This is a genomic window from Streptomyces hazeniae (genome assembly GCF_031845485.1).
Taxonomy (GTDB): Bacteria; Actinomycetota; Actinomycetes; order Streptomycetales; family Streptomycetaceae; genus Streptomyces; species Streptomyces hazeniae.
This window is the reverse complement of the sequence record NZ_JAVREQ010000002.1, coordinates 313,949-325,769: the sequence shown is the minus strand read 5'-3', so window position 1 is coordinate 325,769 and position 11,821 is coordinate 313,949. Positions and strand designations below refer to the sequence as shown.

General features: G+C 73.2%; 11 protein-coding genes and 1 pseudogene. 4 read left to right on the top strand and 8 right to left on the bottom strand.

The genetic code is table 11. The annotated features are described in order from the left end of the window. The 3 genes and pseudogenes from RM572_RS05260 to RM572_RS05250 form a co-directional block, all read left to right on the top strand. Positions 1-427 (top strand): annotated as a pseudogene (locus RM572_RS05260) (hypothetical protein); the annotation flags it as partial. A 163-nt stretch (positions 428-590) separates the two neighbouring features. Beyond that, on the top strand, positions 591-1,451 hold the full coding sequence (locus RM572_RS05255; RefSeq protein WP_311672076.1) for a helix-turn-helix domain-containing protein: 861 nt from the start codon (positions 591-593) through the stop codon (positions 1,449-1,451). After that, entirely contained in the window at positions 1,448-1,633 is a 186-nt protein-coding gene (locus tag RM572_RS05250; RefSeq protein WP_027766057.1) for a DUF397 domain-containing protein, read from the top strand. Before RM572_RS05255 ends, RM572_RS05250 begins: the two co-directional genes overlap by 4 nt. A 126-nt stretch (positions 1,634-1,759) precedes the next feature. On the opposite strand, the gene RM572_RS05245 is transcribed toward RM572_RS05250, so the two are convergent. From RM572_RS05245 to tcuA, 4 genes are all read right to left on the bottom strand, one after another. Then, a complete protein-coding gene (locus RM572_RS05245; RefSeq protein ID WP_311672075.1) occupies positions 1,760-2,605 on the bottom strand; it encodes a hypothetical protein in 846 nt (281 codons plus the stop codon). Beyond that, a complete protein-coding gene (locus RM572_RS05240; RefSeq protein WP_311672074.1) occupies positions 2,605-3,876 on the bottom strand; it encodes a VWA domain-containing protein in 1,272 nt (423 codons plus the stop codon). The genes RM572_RS05245 and RM572_RS05240 overlap by 1 nt, the downstream gene beginning before the upstream one ends. Positions 3,877-3,939: 63 nt before the next feature. Then, positions 3,940-5,103 carry an isocitrate/isopropylmalate dehydrogenase family protein gene (locus tag RM572_RS05235; RefSeq protein WP_311672073.1) on the bottom strand — a complete coding sequence of 388 codons (1,164 nt, stop codon included), beginning with the start codon at positions 5,101-5,103 and terminating at the stop codon, positions 3,940-3,942. Then, positions 5,093-6,574, bottom strand: coding sequence for an FAD-dependent tricarballylate dehydrogenase TcuA (tcuA, locus tag RM572_RS05230; protein ID WP_311672072.1), 1,482 nt, complete (start codon positions 6,572-6,574; stop codon positions 5,093-5,095). Before tcuA ends, RM572_RS05235 begins: the two co-directional genes overlap by 11 nt. Before the next feature lie 95 nt (positions 6,575-6,669). On the opposite strand from tcuA, the gene RM572_RS05225 reads away from it, so the two are divergent. Next, positions 6,670-7,371 (top strand): GntR family transcriptional regulator, encoded by a 702-nt coding sequence (locus RM572_RS05225; protein WP_311672071.1) that lies wholly within the window; start codon positions 6,670-6,672, stop codon positions 7,369-7,371. A 28-nt stretch (positions 7,372-7,399) separates the two neighbouring features. Here RM572_RS05225 and RM572_RS05220 read toward each other — a convergent pair whose 3' ends face one another. From RM572_RS05220 to RM572_RS05205, 4 genes are all read right to left on the bottom strand, one after another. Continuing rightward, complete coding sequence (locus RM572_RS05220; protein ID WP_311672070.1) at positions 7,400-7,927, bottom strand: AbrB family transcriptional regulator; 528 nt, start codon at positions 7,925-7,927, stop codon at positions 7,400-7,402. Continuing rightward, positions 7,924-8,457, bottom strand: coding sequence for an AbrB family transcriptional regulator (locus tag RM572_RS05215; RefSeq protein ID WP_311672069.1), 534 nt, complete (start codon positions 8,455-8,457; stop codon positions 7,924-7,926). The genes RM572_RS05220 and RM572_RS05215 overlap by 4 nt, the downstream gene beginning before the upstream one ends. A gap of 12 nt (positions 8,458-8,469) precedes the next feature. Continuing rightward, entirely contained in the window at positions 8,470-10,560 is a 2,091-nt protein-coding gene (locus RM572_RS05210; protein ID WP_311672068.1) for a tripartite tricarboxylate transporter permease, read from the bottom strand. A gap of 135 nt (positions 10,561-10,695) precedes the next feature. Further along, on the bottom strand, positions 10,696-11,820 hold the full coding sequence (locus RM572_RS05205; protein WP_311672067.1) for a Bug family tripartite tricarboxylate transporter substrate binding protein: 1,125 nt from the start codon (positions 11,818-11,820) through the stop codon (positions 10,696-10,698). Position 11,821: the final 1 nt, after the last annotated feature.

Sequence of the window (11,821 nt, the reverse complement as noted above, 5' to 3'; positions counted from 1 at the left end):
GCCCCCGCACCCCGACCCCGCCGGCGGCCCGGCCGACGGCCCCACCACCCGCCCGGCCAGCCCCGAAGCCGTCGCGCTCCTCACCGCACTCGGCACACGCGACCCTCGCTTGACGTTCTCCCGCCGCGAGATCGCACGCCTCGCACCCGGCGTCGACACCTGGCTCGCCTCCGGAGTCCGCCCCGCCCGCATCACCAGCACCCTCACCAGCGACCTCCCCGAAAGCTTCCGCACCCGCCCGGCCGCCGTCCTCGCCTGGCGCCTCGCCGAACTCCAACCCGCACCCAGCCCCGAACCCCCACCACCCACCCCGACCCTCGCCCCGCTCCAGAACTGCCCCGACTGCGACCGCGCCCACCGCAGCCCCACCCCCGGCCCCTGCCCCCTCTGCACCCACAACCGCCGCCACCCCTCCCCCCAGGGGTGACGAGGCGTCGGACTGAGGGGCCCGGACAGGCGAGTTGGCCAGGGTCGCGGTGCGTACGGTGCGTCAGCGTACGCGCACATTCGGTGGACGGTACGTGTCACGGCACGTGACGATGGGCGCGGTCGAAGCGGTACGGCGGGATGTGGTGAGGGAGGTGGCCGGCGTGGCTCAGGAGAGCACGGACGGCGGCACGGGAACGGGCTGCGCGGAGCCGGAGGTCTCGGACAGTCTGCGCACGTTCGGCGCGGTCGTCCAGGCGTTGCGGGAGCACGCGGGCCTGGGGCGTGAGGAGTTCGGCGCGCTGGTCCGCTTCTCCAAGCACACGGTCGCCTCGGTCGAACAGGGCCGGCGGATGCCGGACCGCGACTTCGTGGAGCGTGCGGAGAGCGCGCTGGGCAACACGGGGGCGTTGCGCAGGGCTGCGCCGCATCTGTCGCGGCAGGCGGGGCTGGCGAGCTGGTTCCGGCAGTGGGCCCGGCTGGAGGCCACGGCGATCAGCCTGTACACGTACGAATGCCGGGTCGTGCCGGGCCTGTTGCAGACGGAGGCCTACGCCCGGACGGTGTCGCTGGACGTGCCGCCGCTGCCCGACCCGGAGGAGCTGGAGCAGCGGATCGCCGCGCGGCTGGCACGGCAGGACCTGCTGGCGGTCACGCGGAAGCCGCCGACGGCGTTCAGCTTCATCGTGGAGCAGGCGGTGCTGGAGCGGTGGACGGGCGGGGAGGACGTGACGCGGGAACAGTACGACCGGCTGCTGGAGTTGATCGACCGGAACTGGAACGTGGAGTTCCAGGTAGTGCCGCTGCGGCAGCCGTCCCATGCGGGCACGGACGGGCCGATGCAGTTGGCCGAGACGCCGGACCACCACTGGTTCGCGTACTCGGAGGGACAGCAGAACGGGCGGCTGATCGCCGGTGCGAAAGAGATCAGCCTGCTCCAGCAGCGGTATGCGAAACTTCGCTCGCAGGCCCTGACCCCCGAGGACTCGCTGAGCCTGCTGAAGCGATTGCGAGGAGCGCCATGAACACGTCCGACCTGGCCTGGTTCAAGAGCAGCTACAGCGGCTCGCAGGGTGACAGTTGCGTCGAGGTGGCGCAGGGCACGGAGGCGATCCACGTCCGGGACTCCAAGGACACGCGAAGCCCGGAACTCGCCCTCTCCCCCGCCGCGTGGAACGCCTTCCTCTCCTACGCAGCCCGGGACTGATCCCCTACGCCCCGCGCCGGAACCGTCCGGCGCGGGGCGTTGCCGTGCTCACCCGCCCTTGGGGCCGCCCGACCGCAGCGGTCGTGGGGTGCCGCGAGGCCGCGCCCCGGGGGTACGCGGGTGCGGTCAGGTGGCGGGCGGGGAGGGCCGGCGGCGGACTGAGCCTCCGGCCAGGCGGTAGCCGGTGATGCCGGCGAGCGTCCCGAGGACGCCGGCGGCCACGGTCCAGGCCCAGCGGTCCGTCCACCATCCGGAGGACCAGCCGTCCTCCGGCTCCCCGAGGGCCCTGGGCGACGCCGGCTCCGCGTCCGACGCCGACTCCTCGTCCGGCTCCTGGTCCGCCTCGTCCTGCGCGGCGCCGGCGCCGGGCAGCAGCGGGGTGGACAGCGAGCCGTCGACCGCATGGGCGCCGCCGGTGTCCGACGAGGTGGCCCGGACGGCGACCCGTACCGGCAGGCCGAGGTCCTTCTCCGCCAGGTCGGTGACGGTCAGGCGGACGTAATAGCTGCCGGGCAGCGGGTCGTTGGCCCAGGGTTCCGCCCAGGAGCGGACCGGGCGCAGGGTGCAGGAGAGTTGCACGGAGGCGGTGTCCTGCGAGGCGACCCGGGTGTTCGCCCCGCGGGTGCAGGCCTGTCGGCGGCGCAGGCCGTCGTAGGCGTCCAGTTGCCAGGTCGACGCCCCGTGCCGGGCCGCGGAATCGGGTGGCGTCACGGTGGCCGTCACGGTGACGCGCTGCCCGGTGTCGGCGGGGAAGACCCAGTAGAGGTAGTCGCCGGTGGACGCGTCGGCGGTGGCGCGCTGGTCCTGCTGGACGAGCGTGGCGGTGCGGAAGGTGGTACCCGCTTCGGTGGGTCCGGCCTCGTCGCTCGCGGCGGGGCTCGGCGACGGGGAGTCGGCCACGGCGGGGCTGACGGGCCCCGCGAGAACGGCGCCCGTCAGCAGAGCACCGGCGAGCATGCGTACGGTCCGCATCAGCGGGTCCTCCTGACAGTGATGCGCCAGCGTGAGATCCAGCCCGCCAGCAGACCGGCGACGAGGCCGGTGAGCGTCAGGGCGGCGAGCAGCCACCACCCGCGGCCGAGGCCGAAGGCGGCCACGTCCGAGGCGGCGTCGGGGGCGTCCACCACGTCGATCCGGAGTTCGACGGGCAGGCCGGGGGTGGACCGCACCGACGGGGGCGCCGAGAAGGAGTTGCCGACCTCCAGGCAGACGGTCTCCGGCTCGGCCTCGGCGCCGGTGTCGTCGAGCGGCGCCTTGGGGTAGCGCAGGCCCGTCGAGATCACGTCGGTGCGTCCGTGCCCGGCTTCCGAGCCCCGGACGATCTCGCGGCCGTGCTCGGTCACGGCGCGGAGGAGCACGCCGTAGTCCCGGTCGACGGCACGGTCGGCGGCGACCGTCACCGAGGCGCGCAGTTCCCGGCCGGGCAGGACGTCGACCCGGTACCAGCGGTGTTCGGAGAACCGCTCGCGGTCGGCGTACAGGCCGGGCTGGAGCAGGGGTGCGTCGCTGCAGCGGTCGGCGCCCTCGGTCCGTACGGGGACGGCGACCGGTTCGGCGGCGCGGTCCACGAGTTGCTTGACCCGGCCGGCGAGCTGGTCGGTGTGCTCCACGGCGGTGTAGGTGCCGCCGGTGGCCTCGGCGATGCAGCTGAGCTGGCGGCGGATCTTGGCGTTCGGGACGAGGCCCAGGGTGTCGACGACCAGGTGCACGCCGCGTGCGGCGATCTCACGCGCCACCTCGCACGGGTCGGGTGGTGCGCAGGTGTCCTCGCCGTCGGAGATGAGGACGATCCGGCGGGTGCCGTCGCCGTTCTCCAGGTCCTCGGCGGCGGCGAGGAGGGCGGGGCCGATGGGTGTCCAGCCCGTGGGGGCGAGCGTCGCGACGGCCGTCTTGGCCTCGGTCCGGTTCAGCGGTCCGACCGGGTAGAGCTGCCGGGTGTCCCGGCAGCCGATCTTCTGGTCGTCGCCGGGGTAGGTGGCGCCGAGGGTGCGTATGCCCAGGTGGACTTCGTCGGGCACGGCGTCCAGGACCTCGTTGAACGCCTGTTTCGCCGCCGCCATCCGGGAGCCGCCGTCGATGTCCCGCGTGCGCATCGAGCCGCTCACGTCGAGCACCAGCTCGACCTGGGGAGGGTCCTGTGCCGCCGTCTCGTCGGCGGCGGCGCCGGCCGGGGCGGCGAGCCCGGCGACGAGTGCCGCCAGGAGGCCGCACACCCCGGCCGCCAGTCTGTGTCGTGTGATCATCGCCAGAGCGTACTGATCACCCGTCACCTCTCCCAAAACCGGCGGCGAACGGAGCGGAGACGGTCACCCCAGGGCGGCGACGACGGCGTCGGTGACGGCGTGGGTGCCGCCGTGCGGGGTGCCGGTGGGGGTGAGGCCGACGGCACCGTCGGCGTAGGCGCGCGCGATCGCCGTGTGGAGGGTGCGGGCGGCGTCGGGGTGGCCGACGTGCTCCAGGAGGAGGACGAGGCTGAGGAGCTGGGAGGTGGGGTTGGCGAGGCCGCGGCCGGCGAGCGCCGGGGCGCTGCCGTGGATGGGTTCGAAGTAGGCCGCGCCGTCGCCGATGTTGCCGGAGCCGCACATGCCGAGGCCGCCGACGGTGGCGGCGCCGAGGTCGCTGAGGATGTCGCCGAGGAAGTTCTCCATGACGAGGACGTCGAACCGTTCCGGGTGGGCGACGAGTTCGTGGGCGGCCGCGTCCGCGTAGAGGTGGCCGGAGCCGATGTCCGGGTAGTCGGCCGCCACTTCCTCGAAGACGGTGTGGAAGAGCGCGAAGCTGCGCAGCACGTTGCTCTTGTCGACGCAGACGACCTCGGGTCTCCGGGTCGAGGAGGCGTCGCGGGCGGCCGCGCGGGTGCGGGCCAGCTCGAAGGCGTGCCGGACGACGCGTGCGGTGCCGGAACGGGTGATCATGAGCTGGTCGGTGGCGGCGTCGGGGGTGGCGACGCCCGCGCCGCGGGAGAGGTAGAGGCCCTCGGTGTTCTCGCGCACGATCACGTAGTCGATGTCGCCCGCTGCGTGGCGGGTCGCGCCCCGGACGCCGGGGAGCAGGCGCATGGGGCGGATGTTGGCGTAGGTGTCGAGGCCGGTCCGCAGCACGCCGCCGAGCAGGCCGGCTTCGGTGCCGTCCGGGTGCCGGACGTCCGGGAGGCCGACGGGGCCCTTGAGGACGCCGTCGGCAGCGGCGAGGCGGTCGAGCACGCCGGGGACGACGGGCCGTCCGGTGCGGCGGAAGTGTTCGGCGCCGGCGAGTTCCTCGCGGATGTCGAGGGTGAGGCCCTTCTGCTCGGCGAGGGCGTGCAGGACGGTCAGGGCGCTCCGGGTGAGTTCGGGGCCGATGCCGTCGCCGGGGATGACGGCGAGGGTGAGGTGCCGGGGCGGACGGGGCCCGGTCGGCGCCGGGGGCGCGTCGGACGGGGCGGGTGACGCGGACGCCTCGGGTGGCGTCGCGGGGGTGTCAGGCTGCACGGGGGGCTCCCGCCTGCGTGCCGGCGATGCGTCCGAAGACGGAGCCGTTGGTGAGGCCGCTGCCGCCGGGATAGTTGAAGTAGAAGATACCGCCGACGAGTTCGCCGGCCGCGTAGAGGCCGGGGATGGGGTCCATGTCGGTGTCGAGGACCTCGGCGTCGGTGCTGATGCGTACGCCGCCGAAGGTGAACGTGATGCCGCAGGTGACGGCGTACGCCTCGAACGGGCCCTGTTCGATGCGGTTGGCCCAGTTGGTCTTGTCGACGGCGAGGCCGCGGGTGGCGCGTCCGTCCTTCACGTTGGGGTCGAAGGCGGTGCCGGTGTCGACGGCGGCGTTGTAGGCGGCGATCTCGGCGAGGAAGGCGTCGGGGTCGACGCCGTCGAGCTTGCGGGCGAGGGCTTCGAGGGTGGGTGCGGTGACCTTGGTGACCTGCTTGATGCGGTACTCGTCGCGCAGCAGGTGGCTCACCTGCTGGTCGAAGATCTGCCAGGCGAAGTGCCCGGGCTGTTCGAGGACACGGCGGCCGTACTTGGCGTAGGTGTAGTTGCGGAAGTCCGCGCCCTCGTCGACGAAGCGCCTGCCGTGGGCGTTGACCATGATCCCCCAGGGGTAGCTGTGCTTCTGGAAGGAGTCGCCGACGGCGAGGTCGCCGAACTCGGGGGCGTTCAGTTCCCAGCCGACGGCGTGGCACCCGGACCAGTTGCCCACCGGGCTCGCACCGGCGTCCAGCGCCATGCGGATGCCGTCGCCGGTGTTGAAGCGGGTGCCGCGCACCTTGGCGAGGTCCCACGCGGGGCCGAGGTACTGGGCGCGCATCGCCGCGTCGGCCTGGAAGCCGCCGCTGGCCAGCACGACGGCGTCGGCCCGCTCCTCGCGGGTGGTGCCGTGCTGCCGGACGCGGACGCCGTGCACCCCGTCGTCGTCGCGGAGCAGCGACAGGGCGCGGGCGCCGTACTCGACGCGGACGCCTTCCCGTGCGGCGGCCTTGGCCAGCGCGTCGACCAGGCCGGGGCCGCCGCCGGAGACCTCGACGGTCAGGCCGCCCCAGAAACGGAACCGGCCGTTCACCTTGAACGCCTGGCGGCCGTAGATCGGCATGAAGCGGACGCCCTGGTCGGCCATCCACAGCAGGGTGGGCAGGCTCTGCTCGACGAGGAGTCCGGCGAGTTCGGGGTCGGTCCGGTACTCGGTCACCCGGGCGAGGTCGTCCAGGAAGTCCGCCGTGGAGTAGGAGCCGAAGTCGGTGACGGCGATCTCGTCCTCGGTGAGGTCCGGCATCAGGCGGCGGAGGTCGTCGACCCCGTCGTAGGCGACCCGCATCGCTCCGGCGGTGAAGGCGGTGTTGCCGCCCCGCAGATTCTCCGGGGCGCGTTCCAGCACGACGACCTCCGCGCCCTGCTCGCGCGCCGAGAGCGCCGCGCAGAGGGCGGCGTTGCCCGCTCCGACGACGATCACCTTTCGTGCAGCCATGATCATGCTCCTTTCCGTATCCACATTGCATTCAATTATGGGTCGATCGTATCCACTGTGTGCGCGACGCTTCGGTCGTCCCCTATCGTTGCCGCGTGGCCGAGGCAGACGACCGACAGACCAAGGACCTGAGCCGTTACCTCCTACCGGGCACGCACCGGGGGCGGACGACGGACGCGGTGACCGATGCGCTGCGCGAGGCGATCCTCGACGGCGCCCTGTCCCCCACCACGTGGCTGCGCGAGGACGAGATCGCGGGCGCGTTCAAGGTGAGCCGCACACCGGTGCGGGAGGCGCTGCGGCGGCTCGCGGACGAGGGGCTGGTCGTCAAGACCGCCCACCACGGCACGACCGTGGCCCCGCTGTCGCTGGAGGACGTCCTCGCCCTGTACGTGGTGCGCGAGGACCTCGAAGGGCTCGCGGCACGGCTGGCGGCCGTCCGCTGCCCGCCCGGACTGGTGGCGGAACTCGACGGGATCGACGCGCAGATGAAGGAGGCCGCGGGACGGGGCGACACGGCGGCCCTGTCGAAACTGAACCTCGCCTGGCACCGTGCGCTGCGCGACGCCACCGCGAACAGCTACCTCGGCCGCTTCCTCGGCCAGGTCGAGCACGCCGTGCGCCGGCTGCCCGCCTCCACGCTCGGCTACAAGGACCGGGCGGAGGAGGCCGTGGCGGAGCACGAGGCCGTGGTGCGCGCGATCGAGGCGCGCGACGGCGAGGCCGCCGAGCGGTCGGCCCGGGCGCACATGCGGCGGGCCCGCGAGATCCGGCTCGCCGTGATGCTGGGCGAGTAGCCGACAGGCGGGGGCGCCACGCAGCGGCTCAGTCCCGGTGCCCACGGGCTTCCCACCACCTTCCGAACGCCTGCGCGCAGCGCACGAGCAGGGGAAGGCACGACAGCACCACGACGAGCCGGACCAGGTGCATCGCGGCCACCACGGCGGTGTCCGTGTGGACTGCGGTCGCCGCGGCCAGCATCTCGCCGACCCCGCCGGGCACCATGCCGAAGACCGCCGCGGGGGCCTCGGTCGCACCGGTGTGCCCGAGGAGCAGCCCCCAGCCGACGCCGAAGCCGAGAATCGCGACCACGGCCAGCAGCCCGGGCAGCAGGACGGCGCGGAAGTCCCGCAGCACACCCGGGGCGACGGCCAGCCCCACCACCGTGCCGACCAGGACCTGTGCCGCGGTCTGCCAGGCGAACGGCAGCGCCACGTCGCCGCCCGACCACAGGCGTACGACGGCCGCACCGCCGATCGAGCCGATCAGCGGCCAGAACGGCAGCCGCAGCGGCTTGGCCAGCGCCGCCCCGGCGGCCCCGCCCAGCAGCAGCCACACCACGCCCGCGCTCACGACGCCCCCGCCCACGCCACCAGGAGCGGCAGGACCAGCAGCACCACGGCCAGCACGCGCGCCATGTGCACGGCCAGCACCAGGCTCATCCGGGCGCCCATATCCTGCGCCGTGAGCGAGATCTCGCTCAGGCCGCCGGGGGCGAAGGCCAGGACCGCGGTCACCGGGTCGACACCGTGACGGACGATCAGCAGCGCGGCGAGCAGCATCTCCAGGAGGAGCAGCAGGGCGACCCCGCCGAGCAGCGGCAGCGCCAGCCCCGCGAGGATCCGCAGCGTCTCCGCGTCGAGCCGCGCGCCGGCCACACAGCCCAGAAGGACCATGCCGACCGTGCGCAGCGCCCGGACCGGCAGCCGGTGGTCGAAGGCGGCCGGACGCCACCGGTTGACCAGCGCGCTGCCGACCACGGAGCCGACGACCGTGCCCGCGGGCACCCGCAGCACGGTGAACAGCAGTGCTCCGGCGAGCGCTCCGGCCAGCACCCGCGCGATGCGGCCCGCGTCCGGAAGCCATCCCTGCTTCTGTGTCACCCCGGCCTCCCGCTACGCCATCAGCAGCGGCGGCGTCAGGTAGCCCACCGGCAGCGAGATGTCGGCGAAGTGCTGGAGGAGGAGCAGCGCGGCCAGCACGCCGACCGTGTAGAGGACGATGCCCCGTGCACGGAGCTGCGCCACCCGCCAGAGGAACACGGGGACGAAGACCAGCGCGGCGAGCGCGACGCCGAGGACGTACACGAGGACGAGGAAGGCGATGAGCCAGCCGAACGCCTGCCCGACCCAGCGCAGTTCCTGGCGCCACGACCCGGTGTCCGCGGGCTTCCCGGACGCGCGCCGCCGGTCGTACGCCTGGACTGCGAGCAGCGTGACGGTGAGCAGCACGCCGAGGGCGCAGACCAGCGTGGGGACGAGCCGGGCCTTCTCGCTGTAGCCCTGCGCCGCGAACAGGGCGCAGAGGAAGAGGGCGAGGAAGCCGGCGGCGACGCCCACGGTCCAGCGGCGCGGGGCGGCCGGGCCGTCGGCCTCCTCGTCGGCGGTGTCGGCCGCGGTGTCGGCGGTGGCAGCGGTGTCCGTGGTGGCAGCGGTGTCCGCGCTGGCAGTGGCGTCCGTCGTGTCCGCGGTCGCGCCGGCCGTCACCGTCGCCGGGGCGGCGGGCGTGCCCCGGGCGCGCAGCCTGCGGACCAGGGCGAAGCCCAGCGGCGCGACCAGGATCGCGGCCATCACCAGGACGCCGGGGCGCAGGGCCCACTCGGAGAAGGAGTACAGGTTCGCGGTGAGGTAGTAGTACCGCTCCAGGGGCACGCTCAGCACGAACCCGATGAGGAAGGGCGCCCGGGGGAAGCCGGTCACCTTCATCAGCCAGCCGACGGCGCCCAGCAGCAGCATCACCTGGAGGACGGCGACCTGCTGCGACTCCTGGTATCCGGCGGTGAACAGGATGACCACCAGGCCCGCGGCGAGCACGGGGAAGCGGACGAAGCTCAGCTTCGCGAGCGGCTTGCTGAGCAGGAAGCACAGCGCCGCTCCGGCGACGCTCGCCAGCGCGAACGACCACACGATCGTGTAGATCACGTCGAGGTGGTTGGTGATCATGCGGGGTCCGGGCTCGACGCCGAACACCAGCAGGGCGCCGAGCAGGAGTGCCGCCGGGGCGCCGCCCGGGATGCCGAACAGCAGGGTGGGGATGAGGTCGCCGGCCTCGACGCTGTTGTTGGCGCTCTCGGGGGCGATGATGCCGCGCGGGTCGCCCTTGCCGAACTTCCCCTTCCCCTTGCCCTTGCGGCGTTCGGTCGCCCGCGCCTGGCCGTACGCCATCCAGGTGCCGGCGGTCGCGCCGACGCCGGGGAGGACGCCGGCCCAGATGCCGATGAGGGCGCCGCGCAGGACGTGCGTCCAGTGGCGGAGCACGTCCCGCACGCCGGCGCCCCAGCCCGAGCCGATGCCGGAGCCCGCGGCGACGCTGGTCCGGCGGGCGATCTGGGAGACGACCTCCGCGATGCCGAAGATCGCCAGGGCGACGGCGACCAGGTCGAGGCCCTCGTTGAGGAACAGCGAGCCGAACGTGAAGCGGTAGTCGGCCGCCGACGGCGCCGCGCCGACCTGGCCCAGCAGCAGGCCGAAGACGCCGGCGACGAGGCCCTTGAGCATGTTGCCGCGGGAGAGCAGTGCGGCCAGGGAGATGCCGAGCACCGTGAGCATGAAGAGCTCCGGCGACCCGAAGTTGAGCACCAGCGGCCGGGCGAGCGGGATGGACAGGGTCAGTCCGACGGCTCCCAGCAGCCCGCCGGCCATGGAGGCGAGGAAGGCGATGCTGAGCGCCCGCGCGGCCTGGCCCTGCCGGGCCATCGCATGGCCGTCGAGCATCAGCACCGTCGCCGACGCCGACCCCGGGATGCCGATGAGCACGGTGGAGATGGTGTCGGAGGTGTGGACGACGGCCACGGCCCCGGTGATCAGGGCCAGGGCCTGGTGCGGCTCGACGACGAAGATGAAGGGCAGCAGGATGGCGACCGCTCCCGTGCCGCCCAGCCCGGGGACGATCCCCACGACCAGTCCGGCCAGGACCCCGGCGAGCAGGAAGACCAGGGTTGCGGGGTCGAGCAACGCGCCGAGTGCGCTGAAGGCCGCGTCGAGCATCGGTGGTCGGCTCCTTCTGCCGGGGTCGGCGTGCGCCGGGATCAGGGATCAGGGGTCGGAATCAGGGGGGGTCGGGCGGAGGAGGGTGGACGCGGGCGGGGTCCGGCCCGCGCCCACCCCGGGGCGTCCGCCGCGTCACTGCCCGTCGAGGCGGACGTCGTACTCGGACTCGAGCATGTCGAGGGTGTACGAGCGGGTGCGGGGCGAGATGTCGAACGCCTTCTTCAGCTCCGCCTCGGCCTCCTCGCCCGAGTACAGCGGGTAGCCTCCGAGCACCTCCTCGCTCGACTTCTTGAACTCGGAGTCCTCGCTGATCTTCGCCACGGAGACCCGGTACGCCTGGACGAGGGCGTCGGGCGTCCCCTCGTTGGCCCAGATCCCCTTCTGGTACACGTAGCCCGGGATCAGGAACGCGCGGTACGCGTCATACGCCTCTCCGCTGGGCGCCTTGCCGTGGATGTCGCGGTAGACCTCCTCGACCGTGGGCAGGTCGGGGACGTTCGGGTCGCGGACGATCTCGCCGTCCTTGAGCATGCCGAAGGACATCAGCGGCACGGCCTTGCCCTCGTCGACCAGCGGCTCGACCTGGGTGAGGTAGGCGGAGGTGGTCTGGTAGTCGACGTTGACCTCGCCGCGTTCGAAGGCCAGGCGGGCCGGGCCGCGGCCCTCGAAGCCGAACGTGGCGTCCAGGTCGACGTCCAGCACGTCGAAGGCCTGCAGCATGGTGAGGTCGAGTCCGGTGGCGCTGATGCCGCCGTACTTCAGTTTCTTCTTCGTGTCGGCGAGGTCGGCGGCGGAGTCGATGCCGGTGCCCGGGGAGGCGTAGATGACGCCGCCGGTGCCGTTGAGCATCAGGGGCCGCATTTTCGCGAAGTCGAACTTCACCTGCGAGCGGCCGAGCAGCGCCTGGAAGTAGGTGGTGCCGGAGGTGACCAGGATCTGCTCGCCGTTCGTGCCCCCGGAGGTCACGTACTGGTTCGAGCCGGTGATGCTCTCGCCGCCGGGCACGTTCTCGGGGGTGAACGTGGGATTGCCCTCGACGTGTTTCTCCAGGTAGGGGGCGATGAAGCGGGCCCAGGTGTCGGTGCCACCGCCCTCCGAGTAGGGGATGACGAGTTCCGTGCGGTCGGGCAGCTCCGCCGCTCCCTCCTCGCCGGCGGAGTCGAGTCCCTGCGGGTTCGCGCAGCCGGCGAGCCCCAGTGCGGCCGTCACCGCCAGGGCCGTCCCGAAGCGGGTGATCATCTTCCTCTTCTGCCTCATG